The 25,044-nt window shown below is 55.9% G+C and carries 21 protein-coding genes; 14 read left to right on the plus strand and 7 right to left on the minus strand.

Features of this window, described 5'->3' with window-relative positions; genetic code table 11:
• Positions 1-120: 120 nt before the first annotated feature.
• The 10 genes from KF947_RS00215 to KF947_RS00260 all read left to right on the plus strand — a co-directional run bounded on the left by KF947_RS00215 (position 121) and on the right by KF947_RS00260 (position 12,834).
• On the plus strand, positions 121-1,800 hold the full coding sequence (locus KF947_RS00215; RefSeq protein ID WP_133732922.1) for a glutamine--tRNA ligase/YqeY domain fusion protein: 1,680 nt from the start codon (positions 121-123) through the stop codon (positions 1,798-1,800).
• 19 nt (positions 1,801-1,819) lie between these two features.
• Positions 1,820-3,229, plus strand: a complete 1,410-nt coding sequence (gene cysS / locus KF947_RS00220) for a cysteine--tRNA ligase (RefSeq protein WP_223289022.1) — start codon at positions 1,820-1,822, stop codon at positions 3,227-3,229.
• Between the two features lie 117 nt (positions 3,230-3,346).
• Positions 3,347-4,273, plus strand: a complete 927-nt coding sequence (locus KF947_RS00225; RefSeq protein WP_227405140.1) for an ABC transporter substrate-binding protein — start codon at positions 3,347-3,349, stop codon at positions 4,271-4,273.
• 48 nt (positions 4,274-4,321) lie between these two features.
• Positions 4,322-5,521: an ABC transporter permease gene (locus KF947_RS00230; RefSeq protein WP_227405141.1), complete on the plus strand. Its 1,200-nt coding sequence runs from the start codon at positions 4,322-4,324 to the stop codon at positions 5,519-5,521.
• Positions 5,518-6,480, plus strand: a complete 963-nt coding sequence (locus KF947_RS00235; RefSeq protein WP_227405142.1) for an ABC transporter ATP-binding protein — start codon at positions 5,518-5,520, stop codon at positions 6,478-6,480. Before KF947_RS00230 ends, KF947_RS00235 begins: the two co-directional genes overlap by 4 nt.
• Positions 6,461-7,246 carry an ABC transporter permease gene (locus KF947_RS00240; protein ID WP_133732882.1) on the plus strand — a complete coding sequence of 262 codons (786 nt, stop codon included), beginning with the start codon at positions 6,461-6,463 and terminating at the stop codon, positions 7,244-7,246. The genes KF947_RS00235 and KF947_RS00240 overlap by 20 nt, the downstream gene beginning before the upstream one ends.
• 198 nt (positions 7,247-7,444) lie before the next feature.
• Positions 7,445-8,647, plus strand: coding sequence for a thiamine pyrophosphate-dependent dehydrogenase E1 component subunit alpha (locus KF947_RS00245; protein WP_227405143.1), 1,203 nt, complete (start codon positions 7,445-7,447; stop codon positions 8,645-8,647).
• Position 8,648: 1 nt separating this feature from the next.
• A complete protein-coding gene (locus KF947_RS00250) occupies positions 8,649-9,626 on the plus strand; it encodes an alpha-ketoacid dehydrogenase subunit beta (protein ID WP_227405144.1) in 978 nt (325 codons plus the stop codon).
• A gap of 38 nt (positions 9,627-9,664) precedes the next feature.
• Entirely contained in the window at positions 9,665-10,933 is a 1,269-nt protein-coding gene (locus tag KF947_RS00255; protein ID WP_227405145.1) for a 2-oxo acid dehydrogenase subunit E2, read from the plus strand.
• 53 nt (positions 10,934-10,986) lie between these two features.
• Positions 10,987-12,834, plus strand: a complete 1,848-nt coding sequence (locus KF947_RS00260) for a protein kinase domain-containing protein (RefSeq protein WP_227405146.1) — start codon at positions 10,987-10,989, stop codon at positions 12,832-12,834.
• A gap of 25 nt (positions 12,835-12,859) precedes the next feature.
• Here the strand turns inward: KF947_RS00260 and KF947_RS00265 are convergent, their stop codons facing one another.
• From KF947_RS00265 to KF947_RS00295, 7 genes are all read right to left on the minus strand, one after another.
• Positions 12,860-13,480: an ABC-type transport auxiliary lipoprotein family protein gene (locus KF947_RS00265; RefSeq protein ID WP_133732877.1), complete on the minus strand. Its 621-nt coding sequence runs from the start codon at positions 13,478-13,480 to the stop codon at positions 12,860-12,862.
• Complete coding sequence (locus tag KF947_RS00270) at positions 13,477-14,418, minus strand: MlaD family protein (RefSeq protein ID WP_227405147.1); 942 nt, start codon at positions 14,416-14,418, stop codon at positions 13,477-13,479. Before KF947_RS00270 ends, KF947_RS00265 begins: the two co-directional genes overlap by 4 nt.
• 6 nt (positions 14,419-14,424) lie before the next feature.
• Positions 14,425-15,249, minus strand: a complete 825-nt coding sequence (locus KF947_RS00275) for an ABC transporter ATP-binding protein (RefSeq protein ID WP_227406253.1) — start codon at positions 15,247-15,249, stop codon at positions 14,425-14,427.
• Entirely contained in the window at positions 15,249-16,379 is a 1,131-nt protein-coding gene (locus tag KF947_RS00280; protein WP_133732875.1) for an MlaE family ABC transporter permease, read from the minus strand. The genes KF947_RS00275 and KF947_RS00280 overlap by 1 nt, the downstream gene beginning before the upstream one ends.
• A 93-nt stretch (positions 16,380-16,472) precedes the next feature.
• The gene (locus KF947_RS00285) at positions 16,473-17,294 is read right to left on the minus strand and encodes an IclR family transcriptional regulator (protein WP_027959572.1); all 822 of its coding nucleotides are present in this window, start codon (positions 17,292-17,294) and stop codon (positions 16,473-16,475) included.
• A gap of 102 nt (positions 17,295-17,396) precedes the next feature.
• Positions 17,397-18,605, minus strand: a complete 1,209-nt coding sequence (locus tag KF947_RS00290) for a 3-oxoadipyl-CoA thiolase (protein ID WP_133732874.1) — start codon at positions 18,603-18,605, stop codon at positions 17,397-17,399.
• A gap of 29 nt (positions 18,606-18,634) precedes the next feature.
• The gene (locus KF947_RS00295; RefSeq protein WP_227405148.1) at positions 18,635-20,164 is read right to left on the minus strand and encodes a 3-hydroxyacyl-CoA dehydrogenase; all 1,530 of its coding nucleotides are present in this window, start codon (positions 20,162-20,164) and stop codon (positions 18,635-18,637) included.
• A 218-nt stretch (positions 20,165-20,382) separates the two neighbouring features.
• On the opposite strand from KF947_RS00295, the gene KF947_RS00300 reads away from it, so the two are divergent.
• From KF947_RS00300 to KF947_RS00315, 4 genes are read left to right on the plus strand one after another with little or no spacing between them, the layout of a single operon-like run.
• On the plus strand, positions 20,383-21,534 hold the full coding sequence (locus KF947_RS00300; RefSeq protein WP_172420765.1) for an acyl-CoA dehydrogenase family protein: 1,152 nt from the start codon (positions 20,383-20,385) through the stop codon (positions 21,532-21,534).
• On the plus strand, positions 21,534-23,135 hold the full coding sequence (locus KF947_RS00305; RefSeq protein WP_133732871.1) for a class I adenylate-forming enzyme family protein: 1,602 nt from the start codon (positions 21,534-21,536) through the stop codon (positions 23,133-23,135). Before KF947_RS00300 ends, KF947_RS00305 begins: the two co-directional genes overlap by 1 nt.
• Positions 23,132-23,581, plus strand: a complete 450-nt coding sequence (locus tag KF947_RS00310) for a PaaI family thioesterase (protein WP_133732870.1) — start codon at positions 23,132-23,134, stop codon at positions 23,579-23,581. Before KF947_RS00305 ends, KF947_RS00310 begins: the two co-directional genes overlap by 4 nt.
• On the plus strand, positions 23,578-24,966 hold the full coding sequence (locus tag KF947_RS00315) for a hypothetical protein (RefSeq protein WP_227405149.1): 1,389 nt from the start codon (positions 23,578-23,580) through the stop codon (positions 24,964-24,966). Before KF947_RS00310 ends, KF947_RS00315 begins: the two co-directional genes overlap by 4 nt.
• Positions 24,967-25,044: the final 78 nt, after the last annotated feature.

Here is a 25,044-nt window from a genome sequence, read left to right on the forward strand (position 1 = left end):
GCGTCACGTTATAATAGCGGTTTTGCCCTGCACCGCGAAGGGCCATAGGAGTATCCTATGTCTTTAAAGCACGCCTTCACGGTTCAGCACGCCATCCACCACGAGGTTATCAACACCATCATGACCAACGAGACCACCCCAGCGCCGAACTTCATTCGCAACCAAGTACGCGACGAAATCGAGGGCGGCCAGGTCACTAAGATCGTGACGCGCTTCCCGCCGGAGCCCAATGGCTTCCTGCATATCGGCCATGCGAAGTCGATCTGTCTAAATTTCGGGTTGGCGGAGCAACTGGGTGGCGAGTGTCATCTACGTTTTGACGACACTAACCCTGCCAAAGAAGAGCAGGCCTACATCGATGCGATCAAAGAGGACGTCAGTTGGCTAGGCTTTGAATGGGCCGGCCCAGTGCGTTTTGCCTCTGATTACTTCGACCAGCTCTATGCCTGGGCGCAGCACTTAATGCGTGAAGGCAAAGCCTACGTTGACGATCTTTCCCCGGATGAAATTCGCGAGTATCGCGGTACTTTAACAGCGCCGGGCAAAGCCAGCCCTTACCGCGAACGCAGCGCCGAAGAGAACCTGGATCTACTGGCGCGCATGCGCGAAGGTGAGTTTGGTGAAAGTGAAAAGGTCGTGCGCGCCAAAATTGATATGGCCTCACCCAATATCAATCTACGCGACCCGATAATTTATCGAATTCGCCACGCCACCCATCACCAAACCGGTGATAAGTGGAAAATCTATCCCTCTTACGACTTTACCCATGGCCAGTCAGATGCCATCGAAGGTATTACGCACTCGATCTGCACCCTGGAATTTGAAGATCACCGTCCGCTGTACGAGTGGTTTTTAAATAATCTGCCGGTACCCGCGAAGCCGCGCCAGATCGAGTTTGCACGGCTGAATCTCGACTACACCCTGACGTCCAAGCGTAAGCTGAAGCTGCTGGTGGATGAACAAATCGTCGATGGCTGGGATGATCCGCGCATGCCGACGATCTCCGGCATGCGTCGTCGTGGCTACACGCCCGCGTCTATTCGTAAGTTTTGCGAGATGATAGGCGTTACCCGTGCCGACGGTGGCCTGGTGGATATCGCCATGTTGACCCACGCTATTCGCTCGGATCTTGAAGACAATGCCCCGCGCGCCATGTGTGTGTTAAAGCCGCTGAAAGTCGTGCTCACCAACGTGCCGGAAGATCACCAGGAAGTGTACGAAGTCCCTGGTCACCCGGCCCGTGAAGATATGACGGTGCGTCAGGTGCCGTTTAGCCGCGAGTTGTATATCGACCAAGACGACTTTATGGAAGATGCGCCCAAAAAGTTCTTCCGCTTGGCGCCAGGTAAAGAAGTACGCCTGCGCAATAGCTACGTGATTCGTTGTGACGAGGTCATCAAAGACGCCGCCGGTGAGATCAGCGAACTGCACTGCTCGGTGGATTTCGATACGCTGGGTAAAAACCCTGAAGGCCGTAAGGTCAAAGGTGTTATTCACTGGGTCAGCGCTGCACACGGCGTGCCAATGGAAGTCCGACTTTACGACAACCTGTTCACCGTTGAGCAGCCTGATCGCGATAAAGATGTCGATTTTCTAGAGCATCTTAATCCGGAGTCTTTGGTCGTTTGCCAAGCCATTGGAGAGCCAAGTCTAGCAGAGGCAACCCCCGAGTCACGCTTCCAGTTCGAGCGCATCGGCTACTTCTGCGCTGACCGCCACGACTCTACACCAGAGCATTTGGTGTTTAACCGTACCGTGGGGCTGAAAGATAGCTGGGCTAAAATCAAGCAGAAGGGCTAAGACAAACATGGATAGCCATATGCATATTTACAATACGCTGACGCGCCGCAAAGAACCTTTCACCCCGCTGGAAGCGGGTAAAGTGAGCATGTATGTCTGCGGCATGACGGTGTATGACTACTGCCACTTAGGTCATGCTCGCGTCATGGTCGCCTTTGATGTCATTACCCGCTACCTTCGGGAGCGCGGCTATGACGTTAACTACGTACGCAACATTACCGATATCGACGACAAGATCCTCAAGCGCGCCGACGAGAATGGCGAAAGTATCACTGCGCTGACAGAGCGCATGATTGATGCCATGCACGAAGACGAGGCGCGCCTGTTTGTATTGCCGCCCAGCCATGAGCCCCGCGCCACCGGCCATATCGACGATATCGTGGCCATGATTGAAACCCTGATTGAAAAAGGCTTTGCCTACGCGGCCGATAACGGGGATGTCTACTATCGGGTGCGCAAATTTGCTGATTACGGCAAGCTCAATAATCGCCAATTAGACGATATGCGTGCAGGTAGCCGGGTTGATGTGGATGTTCATAAAGAAGACCCGCTCGATTTCGTGCTGTGGAAGGCCGCCAAGCCGGGGGAGGCGCACTGGGCGTCACCCTGGGGTAACGGCCGGCCTGGCTGGCACATCGAGTGCTCGGCGATGTCGACCTGCTGCCTGGGTGATACCTTCGATATTCATGGCGGCGGGCCGGATCTAACCTTCCCGCACCATGAAAATGAGATCGCTCAAAGCGAAGCGGCCACTGGCAAAACCTACGTCAATACCTGGATGCACGCCGGCGCCGTGCGGGTGAATCAGGAAAAGATGTCCAAATCCTTGGGCAACTTTTTCACCATTCGCGATGTGCTGGCCGAGCACGACCCAGAGGTGGTGCGCTTTCTGCTGGTGGCTAGCCACTACCGTAGCCCGATCAACTACTCGGTTGATTCACTGACCGAGGCACGTAAATCGCTAACGCGCTTGTACACCGCGCTGGAAGGTATTGAGCTAGGCGATGCTGACGCAAATGGTGATGCAAGTGGGGACGCTTCGGCTTACCGTGAACGCTTTACCCAGGTAATGGACGATGACTTCAATACGCCAGAAGCCCTGGCAGTGATGTTTGAGCTGGCTCGGGAGGTCAATCGCGCCAAGCAAGAGCAGCCTAATGAAGCTGCCAGGCTGGCGGGCGAGTTAAAGCAGCTTGGGTCTGTTTTGGGGCTTCTTCAGCAGGTGCCACAAACGTTCTTAAAAGGCACACAGCAGCAGGGTATGCCGCTCAGTGAGAGCGAGATCGAAGCGAAAATTGCTCAGCGCATTGAGGCTAAGACGAATAAAGACTTCGCCCAGGCGGATGCGATCCGCGATGAGCTTGCCGCATTAGGGATTATTCTCAAGGACTCCCGAGAAGGCACGTCTTGGGTATTTGAAGCACCTTAACCCAAAACCTTTCTCTCTCGTTGGTGGCTTATGCGCTAACTTAAATGCAGGAGGCTCTTATAATGACTATATAAGAGCCTCCGTCGTTTAAAAGCCCGCTTCAAAAGGAATTCAAAGATGCGCTTTTCAGCCAATTTTTTCATTGCTAAGCCCTTAATCGCTGCATGTGCTGTATCCCTTGCGGCATTCTCCCAAGCCAGCGCTAACGAGCCCGTGGTGGTGTCATCGAAAATCGATACAGAAGGCTCTGTTCTGGGTGAGCTGATTATTCAGACCCTGGAGCGCAATGACATTGCGACCGAAAACCGCTTACAGCTGGGCGGTACTAGCGTTGTCCGCACTGCGCTTGAAGCGGGTGAAATTGACCTTTACCCAGAATACACGGGTAATGGCGCGTTTTTTTTCGATATGACCGATAGTCCAGTATGGAATAATGCAGATCAAGCTTATGAAACAGTGCGCGATCGGGATGCGCAGCAAGGCTTGATATGGCTGCAGCCTGCCAGCGCTAATAACACTTGGGCAATGAGCGTCCGCGAGGATGTGGCTGAGGAAAATGAGCTGGTGAGTCTAGAAGATCTCGCCGCCTATTTGGCTGACGGCGGTGAGTTCAAATTTGCTGCAAGCGCTGAGTTTGTCGAATCTTCACAAGCACTGCCCGCATTCCAGGAAGCCTACGGTTTTGAGTTGAGTGATGATCAACTGTTGGTGCTTTCTGGTGGTAATACCGCCGCTACCATGCGTGCTGCCGCCCAACAGACCAGCGGTGTTAATGGCGCTATGACCTATGGCACGGACGGTGGCTTAAGTGCGCTGGGGCTGGTCGTGCTGGAAGATACCAAGGGCGTGCAACCGGTGTATCAGCCTGCCCCGGTAGTGCGTGAAAGCGTGCTTGAAAGCTATCCAGAAATAGAAACGCTGCTCAATGAGGTTTTCACCAGTCTTGATCTGGTCACACTGCAAGCGCTCAATGCCGATGTCGCCGTTAACGGGCTGTCTCCATCCCAAGTGGCCAGCGACTACCTCGATACGCTTAATAATTAATGCCTGGTACTCTTATAAATTAATGCTAACGCTCGGGATAACTAATTAATGTCGTTGATGGATGCACTGCCCACCCCGCGACTTCGTTGGGAAGGGTGGCACCCTAACGTTGTGCTCGTTAGCCTGAGCCTTATTATGCTGGCCGCATTCTGGTTCTTTGATGTGGTCAGCATGGCCCCAAACCGGATTGTGTTGGGGACAGGGTATGGCGCACTGGAGGCTTTTGGCTGGCCAGGCGCGCTATTAGCAACGCTACTGCTTTCCTTTATTGGTATTCTCGCGTGTCAGCCAACCCATCGCCACTATCGAGCGCTGTTAGCGGCGGTGATAGTGATCATGGCGCTAATGCCGGTGGGGTTGATGGCGAGCAGCTATTTACTGATTGACCCTGAGAGGCCCCAAGCGCGTTTAGGCTTGGGAACGGCGTATTGGGTTGTTCTGTTTGTACTGCTGCTGTGCTTAGTGGAACTGCGTTTACGCTTAAATCTCACGCGGATATGGCCCACGCTATTGTTATGTGGTGTTGCGGTGGTGTGGTGGCTATGTGCAGCTTTTGGGCTGGAAACGCTGGCTCTCGTTCAAGAATTTAAAGCCCGTGATCAGCAGTTTCTAAGTGCCGTCGCGCAGCATATTAAGCTGGTCGGTATCGCCGTCAGCGTGAGTATTGTGCTTGGGCTAGCGCTTGCCATGCTGATGAGACGCTATGCCAGGCTTCAGAAGGGCGTGTTCGCAGTGCTCAATTTTCTTCAAACCATTCCCAGCTTGGCGCTATTCGGTCTATTGCTGGCGCCACTAGCCTGGCTTGCCGCCAACGTGCCATTTTTAGGCCAGCTTGGCGTTAGCGGTATTGGCACTACGCCCGCTTTAATTGCACTGATTGCCTATAGCCTGCTGCCTATTGTGCGCAATACCTACACCGCGCTTGAACAAGTGAGTCCCGAGACCTTAGAAGCCGCCAAAGGAATGGGCATGCGTGCCGGGCAGCGCTTTTGGCAGGTGCGGTTACCGTTGGCGCTGCCGGTGCTGTTGGAAGGGGTGCGTATTACCACTGTTCAGGCCATTGGACTCACCGCCGTTGCGGCTCTGATTGGTGCGGGCGGGCTGGGTACGTTTATTTTTCAAGGCTTGGGTCAGGCCGCCATGGATATGGTGCTGCTTGGCGCGCTGCCTATTTTAATGTTGGCTCTGGTGGTGGATGCGGGCTTAGGTGCCTTGGCAGAAGCGCTGCGCCCCGGAGGAACAAGATGATTGAACTCTCCCACGTATCCAAGCGGTTTGGAGATGAAACCGCGGTGGACGATATTTCGCTACGGGTAGCTAAGGGTAAATTCTGTGCCTTGGTGGGTACCTCTGGCTGTGGTAAATCGACCACGCTACGTATGATCAACCGCTTAATTGAGCACAGCGAAGGCGACATCATCCTTGATGGTCAGGCGATTGACGCCTACGACCCGGTGAAGTTACGCCGCCGGATTGGCTATGTGATTCAGCACACCGGGTTGTTTCCCCATTGGAACGTTGCGCGCAACATCGGTCTGGTGCCACGGTTATTGAAGTGGTCAGCAACGGACGTCCAGTCACGAGTAGCCGAATTGATGCATTTGCTCGGTTTGCCGGTGGATGAGTTTGGCCATAAATACCCGCATCAGCTTTCCGGGGGGCAGGCGCAGCGAGTGGGTGTTGCACGTGCCTTGGCGGCAGACCCGGATATTCTGCTGATGGATGAACCCTTCGGCGCGCTTGATCCTATTACCCGTGAAAAGCTACAGGATGAACTGGCCAAGCTACAGGCACGGTTGCACAAAACCGTGGTATTTGTGACCCACGATATGGATGAAGCGCTTAAGCTGGCAGATCATTTGGTGGTAATGCGCGAAGGCCAAATCGTGCAACAAGGTTCTCCGCTGGCGCTATTACAAAGCCCCGCTGACCCTTTTGTCGAGTCGCTTTTGGGTGGTCTGGAAAGAGGCCTTAAACAAGCAGCGTTAACCCGTGTGAAAGATCACATGACCTCCATGGGGCCTACTTTGCCCTCGCAGTCGCGCATCCCGGGGACTTTTTCACTCCGTCAGGCGCTCTCCATGATGCTGCGCGATCATAGCGACCGATTGACCGTTGTTGATCAACATGATGTACCGGTCGGCGAGCTATCGTTGCGGAGAATTATCAAGGAGGCTCAACTGGATAATGGAAACCCGCGTGAGTAACTCGCTAAGCGTCGCCCAGTCCCACAAAAAAGCCCCGCCATGGCTATGGCCATTGCTTTGGGGAGCGCTGCTAATGATTAGCGTCGTTACCATGTCGGCCGCCGAGCCTCTGTTTCGCTGGATAGAGCCCGAGGCCCGGCAGGTCATCTACGATCGCGCCGGCTTTGTAACCTTGCTAGGCCGCCACCTCTTTGTGGTCGGCATTGCAGCACTGGTAACCATTATCGTGGGAGTAGCGGCGGGCATCGCCGTTACCCGCAGTTGGGGCAGTGATTTTTTACCCCTGGTGGCGCAGTTGGCATCGCTTGGACAAACGTTTCCCCCAGTGGCGGTTTTAGCGCTGGCGGTGCCCGTTCTGGGGTTTGGTACCTTACCCATTATTGTTGCGTTAATGCTCTACGGGCTACTGCCTATCGTGCGCAATACCCTTGCCGGTTTGCAGGGCGTCGAGGGCGATTTAAAAGCGGCTGCTCACGCGATGGGCATGAAGCCTGGGCAAATCCTGCGCCAAGTTGAACTGCCTCTGGCAGCGCCGGTCATCCTGGCGGGCATCCGTACCTCGGTGACCATTAATATTGCCACTGCCGCGTTAGGGGCTACCGTGGGAGCCAGTAACCTGGGCGACCCGATTATCTCCGGCATTGTGAACGGCAATATGGCCTATGTGGTGCAAGGGGCGCTGACCATTGCGTTGTTGGCTCTGACGATCGATAGCTTGTTTGAAGTGCTGCAGCGTCAGCTGCGTGCACGCATCTCCGATGCCTAATTTTCCTGTGTCTTAATAACCCTTTGTTTTAACTTCTCTGCGTCTTAAGTAGCATCCCTAAAGTCCTTGCGCTGCGTTATTGTCCTTAACGTTGTGGTAGCTAGATGTTGCGTTGGCCTATGACAGATAAATCCACTGGCATAAACGGTCAATACCAACAACACTGCCCTCAAAAGGGGTAAAACAAGGACAATAATGATGACACAGTATGTACACCAGCCGGACTTCATGACCGGCGACGAATTTTCGATTCCTACCTTCAGTCTGCTTAACCCCGAGGGTGAGCTGCATAGCGGCGCTGATGAGCCCGCGCTTGAGCGTGATCATGCCCGGCGTATCTATCAGGCAATGCTGGCCACGCGCATTCTCGATGAACGCATGATGGCGGCTCAGCGCCAGGGGCGGCTGAGCTTCTATATGCAGTGTACCGGGGAGGAGGCCGCCGTAGTGGGCGCCACTGCTGCGCTCAATGACGCCGATATGATTATGGCGCAGTACCGTGAGCAGGGCGCTTTAATGTATCGTGGCTTCTCCATCGACGAATTTATGAATCAGCTGTTCGGCAACGAGCTGGACTACGGCAAAGGCCGTCAAATGCCGATTCACTATGGGTCGCGCAAGTTGCACTACATGACCATCTCGTCTCCCTTAGCGACTCAGATTCCTCAGGCCACGGGCTACGCCTACGGGCAAAAACTCGCCGGCAACGGTCACTGCACGTTAACGTTTTTTGGTGAAGGCGCTGCCTCAGAGGGTGATTTCCACGCCGCGCTGAATATGGCCTCAGTGCATCAGGTGCCGGTGATTTTCTTCTGCCGTAACAATGGCTATGCGATTTCCACTCCTGCCGTCGAGCAGTTTGCGGCAGACGGTATCGCACCGCGTGCCTTTGGCTATCACATGCATGTGATCCGGGTAGATGGCAACGACGTGCTGGCTGTTTACGAGGCAACCCGGCTGGCACGTAAGATCGCCGTTGAGCAAAATCAGCCGGTATTGATCGAGGCCATGAGCTATCGCCTTGCCGCACACTCCTCTTCCGATGACCCTTCTGGCTACCGCTCGAAAGATGAGGAGGAGGTGTGGCGCGCCAAAGACCCACTGCTGCGGCTGCAAAAATGGCTCCTGAAGAAACAGTGGTGGAGCGAAGAGGAGGAGGCCACCCAGCAGGAAATCCTGCGACGTGAAGTGCTAGAAACCATGAAGCGGGCTGAGAAGCGCTCATCGCCGCCACTAGAGAGCCTGATCAGCGATGTGTATGCCGATATCACCCCAGCGTTGCAGCGCCAATTCGATCAGTTAAAACGCCATATTCGTCGCTACCCAGAGGCTTATCCCCGCGGGGCGCAGTCGTTGGATTTAGACGTGGGCACCGAGACTGATACTCAGGGAGAGGCGTAACATGGCTACCATGAACATGCTCCAGGCAATTAATAATGCACTGGATATCGCCATGGCAGAGGATGAAAAAGTCATCTGCTTTGGTGAAGACGTGGGTATTTTTGGCGGTGTATTTCGGGCCACCAGTCACCTGCAGGAGAAGTACGGCAAAGCACGCTGTTTCAATACGCCACTTGTCGAGCAGGGCATTATCGGCTTCGCCAATGGCTTGGCGGCCCAAGGCTCGGTGTCTGTGGCAGAAATACAGTTTGCCGACTATATCTTTCCGGCGTTTGACCAGATCGTTAACGAAACCGCCAAGTTCCGCTACCGCTCAGGCGATCTGTTTAACGTTGGTGGTCTGACCATTCGCACCCCTTACGGTGGCGGTATCGCTGGTGGCCTTTATCACTCTCAATCACCGGAAGCCTATTTCACCCATACACCTGGATTAAAGGTGGTGGTGCCGCGCAACCCCTATCAGGCCAAAGGGCTACTGCTCGCCGCTATTCGCGATCCGGATCCGGTGCTTTTTCTGGAGCCGAAGCGTCTTTATCGCGCTTCAGTCGGCGAAGTGCCCGAAGAGGATTACCAGCTACCCATTGGCGAAGCCGAAATCACCAAAGAGGGCACCGATATTACCGTGGTGGGCTGGGGCGCGCAGATGGAGGTAATCGGCAAAGCGGTCGAGTTAGCCGAAGAGCAGGGCATCGCCTGTGAAGTGATCGATCTGCGCTCACTGCTGCCCTGGGATGCCGACACGGTAGCTGAATCCGTATTTAAAACCGGCCGCCTCGTGGTGAGCCATGAAGCTCCGTTAACCGGTGGCTTTGCCGGTGAAATTGCAGCCACTATTCAAGAGCGTTGTTTTCTCTACCTGGAATCGCCCATTGCCCGGGTGACGGGTCTGGATACGCCTTTTCCGCTGGTGCTGGAAAAAGAGTATCTGCCTGATCACCTGAAGATTTTTGAAGCGATTCGCGAAAGCGTCAACTTTTAGCGCCTATTAATGCCAAAGTACGCATGGGGAGAAAAACAATGAGCGATTTTTTACTGCCTGATATTGGCGAAGGTATCGTCGAGTGCGAAGTCGTCGAATGGCGCGTCGCGGAAGGCGATCAAATTGAAGAAGACCAGCCTATCGTTGAAGTCATGACCGACAAGGCGCTGGTGGAGATTACCGCCCCCGAAGCCGGTATCGTGACCAAGCTGTATGTGGCCCAGGGCCAAATTGCCAAAGTGCATGCGCCGCTGTATGCCTATCAAGTGGATGGGGCGAGTAACAATATGAGCGAGGCCGAGCCAGAAGTGGCGCAATCGGCCTCCAGAGATAAGCCGGTTGCACAGACGACTGAACCGTCCACTGCTACAAGTACCCCGGCTGCTGGTCGCTTATATGACAAGGTGCCAGCCAGCCCCGCCGTCAGGCGCCTGGTGCGTGAACATTCTTTACAGCTCACGGAGATCGCTGGCAGCGGCAAAGATGGTCGGGTGCTAAAAGAGGATGTGCTGGCGCATCTAGACCAAGCATCCCCAGGTGCAGCTTCATCGAACAACAACGTTGTTAGCAATCAAACTGTTAAAAACCCAACCGAAACCCAGGCGCCCAGAGTGGAACCCCTCCGCGGCGTGCGGGCGGTCATGGCCAAGCGCATGGTCGAGGCAGCCAGCACCATTCCACATTTTCACTACGGTGAAGAGATCGACGTAACTGCACTGCTGGCGCTGCGGGAGCGCTTAAAGCCGCTAGCCGAGGCCCAGGGCGAACGGCTGACGCTAATGCCGTTTTTTATGAAAGCCATGGCGCTAGCCGTTGCCGAAGAGCCCATCGTTAATGCCCAGTTAAATGCCGCGAGGGATGAGCTGCACTACTACCACCAGTGCAATATCGGTATGGCGGTAGATAGCAAGTCAGGCCTGATGGTGCCCAATGTTAAAAACGTTGAGCACTTAACTCTGTTGGAAATTGCCCGGGAAGTCGGCCGGTTAACCAACTCAGCCCGGGAGGGGCGGGTTGATCAGGCGGATCTAAAAGGCGGCACCATTAGTATTTCCAATATCGGAGCGCTTGGAGGCACCTACGCCGCGCCGATCATTAACGCCCCCGAGGCCGCTATTGTGGCGATTGGTAAAACCCAGTGGCTACCGCGCTTTGATGAGCAGGGCGCGGTGCAGCGCCGGGCGATTATGACCATCACCTGGGCGGGCGATCACCGCTTTATAGACGGCGGTACCATTGCGCGCTTCTGTAATGCCTGGAAGGCTTTCCTGGAAGCCCCTGAAACCATGCTGCTTCACTTGGCGTGAAAACGGTGTTGGTGTAAATCACTGTTGGTGTAAATCACTGTTGGTGTAAATCAATGTATCAGGCACCGCTTCAGCAGTTTTATATACCCGAAGAGCAGTCGGTCTACCTGCTGAGTCATCACGATGCCCGTAAGCTAAAAGATTGGGTGGCGCTGTGCCAAGCGCAGCTCACCCAGTTGGGTTATCAGGACATCGAGCTCATTGGCAAGGGCGCCTACGGCTTTGTATTTGCTGGCAGCACCGTCCACCAAGGCGCTATAGCGCACTATGTCTTTAAGTTCTCCCGCATTACCCTGCCCACGCACTTGCAGGAGCGCCTCGAGGAAGAGGCGTTTATGCTCGGTCAAGTCTCACATCCGCGAATACCGGGCTTGATCGCCTACCAGCGCTCCCGGGGGCAGTCCATTCTGGTAATGGAGCGTGCCCCCGGCTGGAATTTAGAGCAGGTATCGCTTAAGCAGGGACGCCTCTCTCCACGCTTGATTGTGCGCATAGCGGCGCAGTTGGCCGACATACTGACTGCCCTGCGCCGGGAGTCAGGCCCCCAGGCGCGGCCGGTGGTGCATGGCGATATTAAGCCCTCTAACTTGGTGTATGACGCCGAGCAGGAGTCTATTGCGCTGATCGATTGGGGCTCGTCGGTATTTGCCCAATTAGATGCTCAACTGCAGTTTGTGGGCGCCAACGTCATGGAGCTGATGTCGGATAATCTGCAGCAAACCAATGCCCGCCTGGGCGATGTTTACTTTATCGGCGAAGAGCAGTTAAACGGCGCACTGTCATCGCCGCGGTTCGATGAGCAGGGCGCAGCGGGAACCCTGTATGCGCTGGCGTCGGCGCAGTCGTGTCGATTTGGCCATCGGGCGATTCCCGCCAGTTCGCTGGGTTTGCCGATGGAGTTTGCCCGCACCCTGGATGGCATGCTCGACCCCGACCCTCAGGTGCGGCGCAAAGCGGGCGACTACTTTTTAGACAACATGCCGCGAATGGCCAGGGTGGTAATGATCGATCTGCCTGCATCGCTCAATGTACCGCTGGTGCCTGTATGGGCGCGACCCGCGCATCAGGAGATCGATACCGTGGTCTATAGCTCGCGCAAAGCCTTTTTACGCGAGGCGAATGCCCAGGAAACCCTGAATGATGTCAATGATGTGCAGTTAGACCGCTACTATAAGCAGTTTATGCAGGGTATGGGGGAAACCGAAAAGGCCTTTTTGGCCTCGGTCAGCCGACTGGGTAAATATCCGGTGGTGGGGGGCTTGGCGGTTCGCTGGGAGCGTGAAGGGGTGTATATCGATTCGTCGTTGAATTTACACGACCCGGCGTTGAAGCCTGCCTTTATTGAAGCGGTCAATAATATGGTGCACCTGGCGCGGGCGATTCACCGCCAGGGCGTGTTTAAAAGCTGCTTGTTTAATGCGCGCCAAACACTGCACTTAGAGCGAGCTTCTGTCGATGAGGCGTTTGTCAGCGAACCCAGCATGGCGATAGGTTATGAGTTGAGCGCAGTGCCGGAGCTTGAAGATCGCACCCGTCAGCACAGCTATTTCGAAGATGGCCCCGACCCAGAAGAGCTGTTGGTTTTGCCCGAGGCGATTATGCATGTGCTGCTGCAGCTCAATGACATACACCATACCGGCATGATCATTTTTGAAGCGCTGCCACAGCACCTCAAAATACATAGCTACTACCGTCTGCTGGATCCGGCTCGAAAGGGCGAGTTCCGTACGCTGCTGGCGAGCATTCTCGCCTCGGTAGACCAAATCGAGGGCCTAGGCGTCTCGGGCTACATGAAAATGCCCTACAAGGACACTCGATACTTCACTCATCTTGAAAGTCAGCCGGAACGCTACTACCCCCGCGACCCGCGGGAGTATGCCCGCAGGGCAACAACGTCCTAATCACGCTGGCTTAGTTAATGCTAGCTTAATCAAGGGTATTAGCTTCCTGCTGATTGGCTAGCCAGTTGACCAGCTGCTCAGTAAGGTCGTCACTAGCATCACCAAATGCATCAACCACATCAGGAATATCGGTGCTTATAGCTTGCGCGCTGGTGGTAAAGCTCTGAGTAGCGATTGAAGCGCGGTTTTGAGTGCTGACGAGCTGAACATCGAGCTGAACCTTCACCGTGGGCGGATGGGTAGCGTAGTCGCTCTGAAAGTGACGTAGCTCACTCAGCAGCAATCGCTCGGAAGGCAGGCTATCGCTACCCACACTGGCGAATAGGCGGCTCTGCTGTAACCCAGTGATCAAGCGCGATTGGAGTAATGCAGGGGCATTCTCCTGCCAGCGGGCAGCTTCGTACACATTAACCACATTACCCTCTGGGTAAACCACAATGCGGTTGCTACTCAGTAAATGCCCCGCCTGTGGAGCAGCCACCGCCAGGCGTTGGCGGGTGGCCATGGAATCTGATGTGACGGGCTGTATATCGCTACTGGGCAGACGATACAGGGTCGCTGGCTGACTTTCGGGCAATATTGAGCAGCCACTGCTGAGTAGCAGCGCAGCGCTAACTAAAACGATAGCAGTGGGGCGTAATGTCATGGGCGGAACTCCTCTACCTGATCACGGCCCAGGAAAAAGTCTGTTGGGCTCTCCTCTAGCTGGCGGGTAATACGATCCAGTGTATCAAGGGTGGAGCGTAGCGAAGAGAGCGCCGGAGCAATATCTTGCGCGCCCTGCAGGCTGCCTTCGATGGCACCAGCGTTAGTTTCCACTAACTGCTCAATGCGTTGAGCCGCCCGGGCCACATCGCGACTCGCATCAGCGGCGCTCTCCATTACCAGCCGGCCATCTTGACGCAGCAGCTGTGTCGCTTCCTGGCTAAGTGCGTCGATGCTGCTGAGTGTGGTCGTCGCTTGGCGAGTGGCTTCGCCGAAAAGCGCCATATTCTGATCCAGGGCGTCCTGCTGGGCGGCAATCATTTCGGTAATCTGAGCAATGTTGGTTAAAATATTGCCTGCCTGAGCGCGGTTGTTATCGTCAAACAGCTCGTTAACGTTTTTCAGGATTGAGTTGATGTTCTCGATCATATCTTCGCCTTCATCGAACAGCGTGGCGATGGGCGAAGGGTCTGCGCGTATAAACGGCGCTTCGATATCGGTTTGATCAATCAGCAGCGGGGCTTCAGGGGTGCCGCCGTGGAGTTGCACAGACATGCTGCCGGTGATGCTGGCAAAGGCAAGTTTTGCCCGGGTGTCTGTCTTGACCGGTGCGTCATCGTAAACGCGGATATGGGCAATCACTTGCCGAGGGTCATCAGGATTGAGGTTAAGCTCGGTGACGTCCCCCACCTCAATACCGTTATATTGTACTCGGCTGCCGACCGATAAGCCGCTAACGCTGCGCTCAAATAGAATGCGGTAAGGCTGGTAGCTACGTTCGCCTGCTGCATAGCTCATCCATAGCGCAAACAGCAGCGCCGCTGCGGCGGTGCCCAGCGTGAATAAACCGATTAACACGTGATGCGCGCGGGTTTCCATCTACCCTCACTCCTGTGTGTAAGCATTCGTTGAAGAGGCAGTATGAGCACTTTGCGCGGCTCGACCACGCGGCCCGTGAAAGTAGTCTTGAATCCATTCATCTTCGGTCTCCGCGACCTTGTCGATGGTATCCACCACCAACACGCGTTTCTGCGAGAGCACGGCGACCCGATCGCAGGCGGCGTAGAGCGTATCCAGGTCATGGGTGACCAGAAATACGCTGAACCCCAGCGCATCGCGAAGGGTGACCAGCAACTGATCGAAGGCCGCCGCGCCAATAGGATCAAGCCCGGCGGTTGGCTCATCCAGAAACAGGATGTCAGGATCAAGGGCTAAGGCACGGGCAAGGGCGGCGCGCTTGACCATGCCGCCAGACAGCGACTCAGGAAACTGCAGCGCGGCCTGTGGCGGAAGCCCGACCAACGCTAGCTTGACCCTGGCAAGATGCTCGGCGTCTTCACGGGGTAGCCTGGCGTGTTCAATTAGCGGTAGGGCAATATTCTCTTGCAAGTTCAGCGAGCTGAACAGCGCACCGCGCTGAAACAGTACGCCAAAGCGCCGCTCTATTTGGCTGCGCTGTGCCTCGTTAAGCTCGTTAAGAGTTGTGCCTAGGACTTCAACCGTGCCGTCATTGGGGCGCTTCAAACCGACGATGCTGCGTAACAGCACTGATTTGCCGGTACCAGAACCGCCTACAACGCCGAGGATTTCTCCGCGTTCAAGGGTCAGATCTAAATTTTCGTGAACCACATGAGCGCCAAAGCGGTTCACCAAGCCTCGAACCTTAATGACCGGTTGGTCGTTTTGCTCTGTCGGTTTATCTGAATCCATCACCAGCCCATCTCCATAAAGAATAGCGCGGCGACGGCATCAATCAGAATCACCATAAAAATCGATTGAACGACGCTTGACGTGGTGTGTTCTCCCACCGACTGTGCACTGCCGCTGACCTTAAAGCCTTCCAGGCAGCCGATAACGGCGATCACAAAGGCAAACACCGGGGCTTTGCTTAGCCCTACCAAAAAGTGTGTCACCGATACGTCTTTTTGCAGCGTGGTCAAAAACTGGGTTAGTGAAATATCCAGTGATAGGGAGGTGACCATGGCGCCCCCCGCTAAGCCGCTGAGCATACCTACAAAGGCGAGCATGGGCAGGCTAATTAACATCGCCATTACCCGCGGGAGCACCAAAAGCTCGATAGGATCAAGGCCCTGAGCCTGCAGGGCATCTATCTCTTCATTGGATTTCATGGCGCCAATTTGGGCGGTAAAGGCACTGGCGGTTCGTCCCGCGAGTAGGATCGCAGCAAGCAGAACACCGAACTCTCGCAAGAATGAGAACGCAACAAGATCGATGGTATAAATCGTGGCGCCAAAATCCTGCAAAACGGTAGCGCCAAGGAAAGCCACGACGGCGCCCACCATAAAGGTGAGTAGCGCGACGATGGGTACAGCATTAAGACCGCTCTGCTGGATATGGGCCACGGTGGCCGTTAAGCGCCAGTGGCGTGGCCGCAATACCAGCTGGAAGAGGGTGGCCACGACGAGACCAATAAAGGCCAGCAGCTGGCGCTGCTGAGACCAAAGCCCCACCATATGTTGACCCACGCTGGCAAGCGCTTGGTTAATACGCGAATAGGAAGGAGGATCAACGTCAAGCGGGGCTTCCATGGCTTCGGCAATACGCACCAGCAGCGCCTGCTGCTCTTTCGGCAGTTCTGCTGCCCAATCCGCTACCGCCTGCGCTTTCTCAACGCCAATCAGCTCCACAATGAGTATGGCACCAGCGGTATCAAGGCGGGTTATTGCGTCTAGTGAAACCGTCGCATCCGTTGGCTTGCCAGGCTCAGTTCGAGTGTCACTTTGCTGAAGCGCCGCTTTGATATGGCGATAATTGGCAAGTGTCCACTCGCCTTTAAGGGTTACTGTTTGATCATGACGCGCTATCCACTCGCTTGGCATCCCCACTCCTTGGCGCTCTTGGTATCGATGCGCTTGTTTAGAAGTCTATGATGCATTCAAACGAGCGTTAGTTAAAGTCTCCCTAGCTTGAATTTACCTTGCCGAGCGGTTTCTTGGCGCTAGTTCCTGCTTAATCTGATTAGCGACTTCTTTGAGACGGGGGCCTAAGTTATTAACCAAGCGATCGTGATCCAAGCGCAGGCTGGAGCCGCCGCAGTTAATCGCCATGACCTCGGCGCCATCTTCCAAAATCAGCGGCATCGCCACCGCGCTAATGTCGCGCTGCCAATCCTGCTCAGAGAGGCAAAAGCCGTACTGCGCATAGTCTTTGAAGCTCTGTTGTATGCCCGCTTCATAACGCGGCCAGTCGCTGCCATACTCGCTGGCCAACTCTTGCAGTACCTGCTGGCGTCGTTCGTCAGACAAGCCGCATAGCCATGCACGACCAATCGCAGAAGTAGCAATGGGCAGGCGGGAGCCCGTGTCCAGGCGAATGATTAGCGGGCCATGGCCGTGGCAGGTTTCCAAATAAACCATATCACTGCGGTCGGCCCCGCCCAGGCTAACGTTACAGTCGGTGGCATCAGCAAATTTCTGTAGATGCGGGCGAGCAATCTCGCGAATGCCCATATTAGCGAGAAAGCGATACCCCAAGGCTAAGACACCTGGCCCAAGGCGGTACTTTTCCAGGTGGGTATTGTGCTGGAGATAGCCCAACTGGGTCAGGGTATAGGTTAACCGTGACACCGTCGGTCGAGGGATACTCGTACGGTTGGACAGCTCAGCATTGCCTAAATACTCTTCACCTGCGCCAAAGGCGCGCAGCAACTCTAAACCGCGCGCGAGCGCAGTCACAAAGTTACGATCTTTTCCGGGCAACTGCGGGTCGTCAGCATCAGTGTCGGTGGGGTGCATTCAATATCCCAACATTCGGTGGCTTATGGCGCCCAGTATCGCATATCTACTTAGACGCAGCGTTCATGCCTATCAACGAAATAGCGGCTGTTTGACACTAAATCAGCCGTCCAGACGCTCGATAATTGTGGCAATGCCCTGACCGACGCCGATGCACATGGTGACCAACGCGTAGCGCCCACCGGTCGCCTCAAGCTGTCGGAGAGCCGTAAGCGCCAAGCGTGCTCCTGAAGCCCCCAGAGGATGACCAATGGCGATGGCGCCGCCGTTGGCGTTCAAGCGTGGATCATCAACGTAGAGCCCTAACTGCTGCACGCAGCCAAGCACCTGAACGGCAAACGCCTCGTTGATTTCAATTACATCCATCTGCTCAAGGGTAAGCCCGGCACGCGCCAACGCCTTTTGCGAAGCGGGTACTGGCCCCAACCCCATAACCCGCGGTGCAACACCGGCAACGGCGCTGGCGACAATGCGCGCGCGTGGTGCTAGGCCCACACGTTCACCGGCGGCCATGGTACCCACAATCATGGCAGCGGCGCCGTCATTCAAACCCGAGGCATTGCCGGCGGTGACAACGCCACCCTCAAACAGCGCGCCCAGTTGGGCCAGTTTGTCTTCGGTGCTTTGCGGGCGGGGGTGTTCGTCTTTATCTACCATCAGTGGCGGCTGTTTACGTCCTTGGGGCACCTCTACGCCAAACATCTCGCCGTCGTAAAAGCCTGAGGCCAGCGCTTGGGCGTAGCGGGCCTGAGAGCGGGCGGCAAAGGCGTCGCTTTCAGCGCGACCAATATTCAGGTCGTGGGCAATGTTGTCAGCAGTTTCCGGCATGCTGTGGCTGCCGTACTCCTTCGCAATCCAGGGGTTGGGAAAGCGAGAGCCGATCACCGTATCGTACATCGGCTGGTTGCGCGCATAGGGGGAGTCCGCTTTACCCAATACATAGGGCGCCCGAGACATGGACTCAACGCCGCCCGCTAAAAACAGCTCGCCTTCACCTAGCCGTGCCGCCCGGGCGGCATCCATCATCGCTGCCAGGCCGCTGCCGCAAAGTCGGTTAACGGTTTGTCCTGCTACTTCGATGGGCAGGCCAGCCAGCAATGCGCCGTGACGGGCCACGTTGCGGGAATCTTCCCCCGCCTGGTTGGTGCAGCCTGCCAGCACCTCTTCATAGCTTTCAAGTGCGAACGGGTTGCGGGCTACCAGTGTTTTAAGCGTCAGCCCCAACAGCTCATCTGGGCGAATAGCCGCTAAGCTGCCGCCGTGGCGACCAAAAGGGGTGCGTAAACCGTCGTAAATATAGGCGTCTTGCATGGTGGTGCTCCTTGTTGTTGGTAGGTTCATTAAGCGACGGTTAGCGACATTTGAAGCGCAGCGCGGCGGCGCAACCAGGGGCTTGGCCGATAGCGTGGGTCGCCGGTGGCCTCAAGCAGGTGGGTCAATATCGTCATGATGCGCGTGGCGCCGTAATGGTCGCCCATGCGCAATGGGCCGAAGGGGTAGCCCAAGCCCAGCTCAACCGCTCGGTCGATCGTCGTGGGTTCTGCCACGCCTTGCTGGGCAATATCGGCACCGACGTTGACGATGCAGGCAATAATGCGCTGAAGAACGAAGCCGTTGCTGTCCTGCAGAGTACTTACCGGCGTACCGTCATGATTGAGCAGGCTTTGCGCTGCTTGAAGAAAAGTGGAGTGGGTGATTGGGGTGACCATCAGGCTACGGCGTTTATCGAGTCCTGCGAGCATATCCACCGCCACACACTGCTTGGCGTCTAGCCCCTGGCGCAGCGAACAGCTGGTGGCATCTTCGCCGAAAGGGGTAAGCAGGCAGAGCGCTTGTTCAGTGGGCTGCGTGCCGGTTTCTAACGGCCAACCCGCCGCATTCACCAGCGCGGTGAGCGCTTTGGCGCTCTCGGGGTCTTCCTGGCTAATCCATACCGGGCATGGAGACACAGTAGCGATGGCAGGCTCATCCGGCATTTGCTGCTTGCCTTCCTCGTAGCGGTAAAAGCCTTCGCCGGTTTTACGCCCCAGCAAGCCCGCGGCCAAGCGTTGCCGGGTTAAAGGTGACGGGCGAAAACGCGCTTCTTCATAGTACTGGTGATACACCGACTCCATCACAGCGTGGGAAACATCTAGCCCGGTAAGGTCAAGCAGGGTAAAGGGCCCCATCCGAAATCCGCCCTGATCAACCATAATGCGATCAATGGTCGCCGGGTCAGCGACGCTTTCGCCTAAAAGTCGCAGCGCTTCAGTACCGAAGGCACGCCCGGCATGGTTAACCAGAAACCCAGGGGTATCGGTGGTCTGGGCCGTAAAGTGGCCCATGGATTGACCTAGAGCATTGACTCGCTGAGTCACCTCATCGGTGGTACGCAGGCCAGGGATGACCTCGGCAATCTTCATCAGCGGCACGGGATTAAAGAAGTGAAAGCCAATAACCCGCTCAGGGTGCTGGCAGGCGGCGGCAATGGCCGTGACAGAGAGTGAAGAGGTATTGGTCGCCAATACCGCCTGTTGGCTGACGATTGCTTCTAAATCGCCAAACAGCCCCTGCTTGGCCTCCAGCTTCTCGACAATGGCTTCCACCACAATATCGCAGGGGGCGAGCGCGGCAAGCTCGCTGGCTTCCATCAACCGTTCACTATAGTGCTGCGCTTGTTCTGCATTAATGCGCTGCTTTTCGACACTTCTCTGCCATAAGCCGTTGATAAAGGCTTTCGCTTCTTGTATGGCGCCCTCTTTAACGTCGAAAAGCATGACGTCTAGACCGGCCTGGGCAGCCAACTGCGCGATGCCACGTCCCATGGCGCCGGTGCCGACGATGCCAAGTGTGGTAAAGGGGGGAGGTGTTGATGTTGATTCGCTAGCCATACGCTAATTCCTCTCTGCAAATGAATGCATATTTAGCATTGTAATTCTGCATTGCAAAATAGTGTTCCAATTATTGACTGCCATCCTAGGCTATGCAAAAGTGCCTGACAAGAATAGTGGACAATAGTTTTGCTATGCAAAATACATGTGTTGTCCACGCCCAGCGCTACTTCGAATGATAACTCTAACTATAAAACCCGTTGCCACCAGGAGCCGTCATGATTCGCGATCCCGAATTGATTAACCAGCTTGTTGATACCATCGCCCGTTTTGTCCGTGAGCGCCTAATTCCTAATGAGGCACGCCTAGCCGAGGAGGATGCGGTGCCCCCAGAAATTCTTGCGGAAATGAAAGAGATGGGCCTGTTCGGGCTATCGATCCCTGAAGAGTACGGCGGCCTGGGCCTGACCATGGAGGAGGAGGCGCTGGTGGCGATGGAAATTGGTAAAACCTCGCCTGCCTTTCGCTCGGTGTTTGGCACTAATAATGGCATCGGCGCCCAGGGTATTTTGATTGATGGTACTGATGAGCAGAAAGCCAAGTATGTGCCACGCTTGGCCACGGGCGAGATTCTTAGCTCGTTCTGTCTCACCGAGCCCGATTCCGGCTCCGACGCCGCCAGCCTGCGCACGACGGCGGTGCGGGATGGCGATGACTATATCTTGAACGGCACCAAGCGTTATATCACCAACGGCCCAGAAGCCGATCTGTTTACCGTGATGGCGCGTACTGACCCAGAGAATAAAGGCGCAGGCGGTATTTCAGCCTTTATCGTCGAAGGTAATACTCCAGGGCTGGTACGCGGCCCTGCGGATAACAAGATGGGCCAGAAGGGCGCCCATACCTGCGATATTATTTTCGACAACTGCCGAGTGCCCGCTGAAAATATTATTGGCGGAAAAGAGGGGCAAGGCTTTAAAACGGCGATGAAGGTGCTAGACCGCGGGCGGCTGCATATTTCGGCGGTTTGTGTAGGTGTGGCCGAGCGCTTAGTGGAAGAGTCGCTGCGCTACACCATGGAGCGTAAGCAGTTTGGTGCGGCGCTTGCCGAGCATCAGCTGATCCAAGCCATGTTGGCGGATAGCAAAACCGAAGCCTATGCAGGCAAAACCATGGTGATGGACGCTGCACGGCGTAAAGACGATGGCGAAAATGTTTCGACACTGGCCTCCTGCTGCAAACTTTTCTGCGCAGAAATGGTGGGCCGTGTCGCAGACCGCGCGGTGCAGGTTCACGGTGGGGCGGGCTACATGTCGGAGTATGCGGTTGAGCGGTTTTACCGCGATGTGCGGCTATTCCGTATTTACGAAGGCACCACCCAGATTCAACAAATCGTCATTGCTCGCAATATGGTGCGGGAGGCGTCCTAATGGCTTTATCGGTTTCCTACCAAGCGCCGGACGAGGCTATTTTTGGGCGCCTTGCCAGCGAGCTGGTGGCCGAGCTTCCCGAGCGCCTCAGTACCCGCGTGCTTGAAAATGCCAAGCTGCTTGGCGAGCATCCGGCTATCGTGGATGGCAATGTGCGCTGGAGTTATGCGGAGCTTGGTCAAGAAATACACGCCGCCTGTGAGTGGTTAAGCGCATTGGGCATTCGCCCTGGCGACCGGATTATGACGGTGAGTGAAAACTGCCGCGCTCTGGTCGTGCTGCTACTGGCTGCCAGCGAGCTGGATGTCTGGGTGGCTATCGTTAATTCGCGCCTCTCAGCACAGGAAGTTGACCTAATTCAGGGCAACTGCCTACCTCGGCGAGTCTTCTATACCTGTGAAGCATCCCAAGAGGCGTGCCAGCACGCCGAGCGCCACGGGGCTGACCGCTACCAGCACCCTCAGTTGGGTGGGCTGGCCATTTCGCCGCTGTATGACAGCGAGCCCGAGCCGGTCTGCGCGAGCGGCGCCGAGCAGGTGGCGGCGATGATCTACACCTCGGGCACCACTGGCACACCTAAAGGCGTCATGCTGACCCATCGTGGTATTCTCTATATCGCCTCGATTTCAGGCGGCATGCGTCATTTAAGCGAAGGACAGCGGGTCTACGGCGTGCTGCCCATGTCCCATGTGTTTGGCCTCTCTTCGGTATGTATGGGGTCGCTCTATAACGGCGCCTGCCTGTATACCGTGCCGCGCTTCGATGCCGCCCATATGCTGGCAACGCTGAAGCAGGAGCGCATTACCGTTCTCCAGGGCGTGCCGGCGATGTATGCCCGGGCGTTAGAGTTTTTAAAACGTGAGCAGCGCCCGTTGGAAGCACCTGAGCTAATTTATATGTCAGCAGGAGGTTCGCCGTTAGATAGCGACACCAAAGTGCGGGTAGAGTCCGCCTTTGGGCTGACGCTGCATAACGGCTACGGTTTAACCGAGGCCAGCCCTACCATAAGCCAGACCCGCATCGATGACCGCCATGCAACTAGCACCGTTGGCCGGGTATTGCCTTTGCTTGAGTACCGCCTGGAACCGCTTAGCGACAGCGGAACTACCGAGCAGCCTGGAGATGAAGTAGGTGAGCTATGGGTGCGCGGGCCAAACATTATGAAAGGCTACTTTCGTCAGCCGGAAGCCACTCGGGCCACTCTAACTGACGATGGTTGGCTCAATACCGGCGATATCGCCAAGCTCGATCACCAGGATCAACTCTATATTGTTGGGCGTAGCAAAGAGCTGATTATCCGCTCCGGCTTCAATATCTACCCGCCGGATGTGGAAGCGGTGATTAACGAACACCCTGCGGTCACGCTTACCGCCGTAGTGGGGCGTCAAATCGCCGGAAACGAAGAAGTCGTGGCGTTTGTGCAGTGCGAGCCGGGCGTTGACGTTGATCTGGCGGAGCTCAAGGCGTTTATCGCTGAGCGGTTGGCGCCTTACAAACGGCCTACTCAAATTGTATTGATGGATACGCTACCTTCCACCGCCAGCGGCAAAATTCTTAAAGGACGATTGCGCGATTTAGCCCAGCAGGAGAGCGGCTCATGAGTCATTCACCTCAGCAAGCGTTAATGGGCTACCACGAACTGCTGGGCATGCACGTCGTTGAGTGGGAAGAGGGCCGAGTAGTCGTTGAACTGACCATTGAGCCAAAACACCTAAACCGCAGCGGCAACGTTCATGGTGGTGTATTGGCTTCAATGCTGGATAGCGCTTTAAGCCTTGCCGGTTTGCACTGCGATGTGCCGGGCAATATTCGCCGAGGAATGACACTCTCATTAACCACGACCTTTGTGTGCCCTGCCCGGCAAGGTGTGTTGAAGGCAATAGGCACGGTTCGCGGCGGCGGACAGAAAACCTATATGAGCAGCGGTGAGATAGTCGATGACCAGGGCAGCTTAGTGGCCATGGGAGAAGGCTCCTTTCGGCGTCGCAGTGGCAGTGAATCCACAGAGGGATTTCCAGAAAACAAACCCCGGGAGCCAACTGAGTGAGCCCAGCCCGCCTGCGGGTTTCTCTGTTACTGCTGGTCACCTTGGCAACGCTGTTTCATCTGGTGGTTGGCAGCCTGTTTTGGCAAGCCGTCGGCATTGCCGCGCTGGCGCTCTATCTATTAACGCTTGTTGGCAAGCTAACGCGGATGGCCAGAGGGTTACTGTTAGCCGCGGGGATAGTGTCGCTGCTAGCGCTCTGGCACTCGTCGAACCCAGGCCAACTGCTGTTTGAAGCCAGTGGGCGTTTTGCGTTTTTTGCTACCTTTGTGGTGGCGTTGAGTATGCTACGTTTGCCTGCCTACCGTTCGCGCCTGGTGCGCCGCTGTGGGCAAAGCATGCTGCTTCAACCGCCTAGCCGCCGCTACCCGATTTTATCGCTTGGTTCTGCGCTGTTTGGGATTATTCTCAATATCGGCGTGCTTAACTTGTTTGCCGCCATGATTGAAAAGAGTAACACCCTAGTCGCGGCCCAAGGGCGCGCCTGGGTACGAGAGGCTCGCCAGCGGCGCATGATGTTGGCGCTGCTGCGCGGGTTTTCCCTGGCGCCGTTGATCTCCCCTATGGGCATTGGGGTGGCGGTAGTGCTGTCGAGCCTTCCCCAGGTCACTTGGCTGGAGCTTGCGCCGTATATTTTGGGTGCCGCTGCGCTGATTTTTCTGGCCGGCTGGGCGGTAGATTTTCTGACCGGCCCACATCCCCCTGCCAATAAAGCCTCGGTAGATGCTCCTTCATTACGCCCCTTGGCCCAGTTCAGTGTGTTGCTGCTGGGGATTGTGGCACTGGTGTTTAGCCTTGCCTGGCTATTAACACTGCGCTTACCCATTGCCGCGCTGTTAGGTGCGCCCACGGGGGCGCTGATTTGGCTTGCCTGGCAGCGGCGCAGGCTTGGCTTCGGCGGGCTGCCTGCCGCGGTTAGCGCGGTGCATCGTCAGTTGCCGTGGCTGCTTTCGCCCAGTGCCAATGAGATCGTGGTGCTAGGGGCGGCGGGCTATTTGGGTCATTTATGCGTTGGGCTGGTGGACACTCAGCAGTTGGCGCCGCTACTAACGGTGTTGAACCCGTGGGGCGCCTTCAATGCCGTGCTGGCGATGCTGATGGTAGTGGGGCTGGCCCAGGTAGGTGTTAATCCTATCGTGACGGTAACGCTGCTGGTGGGACTGCTACCGCAGTTAGCCATTGAGGGGCTAACGCCTGCGCTGATAGGTGCATCGCTGATGGTAGGCTGGGCGCTGGCGCTAATGTCGTCGCCGATGACCGCATCAATGCTGATTTTGTCCCGATTTACCGGTGTACCCGCCACGCGTATCGGCTACCGCTGGAACGGCAGATTTCTGGTCGCCTCGATTCCGCTATTGGCAGCGTGGTTTGTATGGGCACCCTTTTAAAGGGGGGTAAGAATGCGGAAGCGCTTGACCTTTGTGCGGTGTTTTTTTAATGTTCTTGTCATAAAGTAAAATAGTATT

Source organism: Halomonas sp. FeN2, from assembly GCF_020595105.1.
In the GTDB taxonomy this organism is placed as follows: Bacteria; Pseudomonadota; Gammaproteobacteria; order Pseudomonadales; family Halomonadaceae; genus Vreelandella; species Vreelandella neptunia.

Bases quoted from the DNA above. Each gene is read 5' to 3' on its own strand.
- KF947_RS00215 (WP_133732922.1), top strand. From the start codon at position 121: ATGACCAACGAGACCACCCCAGCGCCGAACTTCATTCGCAACCAAGTA.
- cysS (WP_223289022.1), top strand. From the start codon at position 1,820: ATGCATATTTACAATACGCTGACGCGCCGCAAAGAACCTTTCACCCCG.
- KF947_RS00225 (WP_227405140.1), top strand. From the start codon at position 3,347: ATGCGCTTTTCAGCCAATTTTTTCATTGCTAAGCCCTTAATCGCTGCA.
- KF947_RS00230 (WP_227405141.1), top strand. From the start codon at position 4,322: ATGTCGTTGATGGATGCACTGCCCACCCCGCGACTTCGTTGGGAAGGG.
- KF947_RS00235 (WP_227405142.1), top strand. From the start codon at position 5,518: ATGATTGAACTCTCCCACGTATCCAAGCGGTTTGGAGATGAAACCGCG.
- KF947_RS00240 (WP_133732882.1), top strand. From the start codon at position 6,461: ATGGAAACCCGCGTGAGTAACTCGCTAAGCGTCGCCCAGTCCCACAAA.
- KF947_RS00245 (WP_227405143.1), top strand. From the start codon at position 7,445: ATGACACAGTATGTACACCAGCCGGACTTCATGACCGGCGACGAATTT.
- KF947_RS00250 (WP_227405144.1), top strand. From the start codon at position 8,649: ATGGCTACCATGAACATGCTCCAGGCAATTAATAATGCACTGGATATC.
- KF947_RS00255 (WP_227405145.1), top strand. From the start codon at position 9,665: ATGAGCGATTTTTTACTGCCTGATATTGGCGAAGGTATCGTCGAGTGC.
- KF947_RS00260 (WP_227405146.1), top strand. From the start codon at position 10,987: ATGTATCAGGCACCGCTTCAGCAGTTTTATATACCCGAAGAGCAGTCG.
- KF947_RS00265 (WP_133732877.1), bottom strand. From the start codon at position 13,480: ATGACATTACGCCCCACTGCTATCGTTTTAGTTAGCGCTGCGCTGCTA.
- KF947_RS00270 (WP_227405147.1), bottom strand. From the start codon at position 14,418: ATGGAAACCCGCGCGCATCACGTGTTAATCGGTTTATTCACGCTGGGC.
- KF947_RS00275 (WP_227406253.1), bottom strand. From the start codon at position 15,249: ATGGATTCAGATAAACCGACAGAGCAAAACGACCAACCGGTCATTAAG.
- KF947_RS00280 (WP_133732875.1), bottom strand. From the start codon at position 16,379: ATGCCAAGCGAGTGGATAGCGCGTCATGATCAAACAGTAACCCTTAAA.
- KF947_RS00285 (WP_027959572.1), bottom strand. From the start codon at position 17,294: ATGCACCCCACCGACACTGATGCTGACGACCCGCAGTTGCCCGGAAAA.
- KF947_RS00290 (WP_133732874.1), bottom strand. From the start codon at position 18,605: ATGCAAGACGCCTATATTTACGACGGTTTACGCACCCCTTTTGGTCGC.
- KF947_RS00295 (WP_227405148.1), bottom strand. From the start codon at position 20,164: ATGGCTAGCGAATCAACATCAACACCTCCCCCCTTTACCACACTTGGC.
- KF947_RS00300 (WP_172420765.1), top strand. From the start codon at position 20,383: ATGATTCGCGATCCCGAATTGATTAACCAGCTTGTTGATACCATCGCC.
- KF947_RS00305 (WP_133732871.1), top strand. From the start codon at position 21,534: ATGGCTTTATCGGTTTCCTACCAAGCGCCGGACGAGGCTATTTTTGGG.
- KF947_RS00310 (WP_133732870.1), top strand. From the start codon at position 23,132: ATGAGTCATTCACCTCAGCAAGCGTTAATGGGCTACCACGAACTGCTG.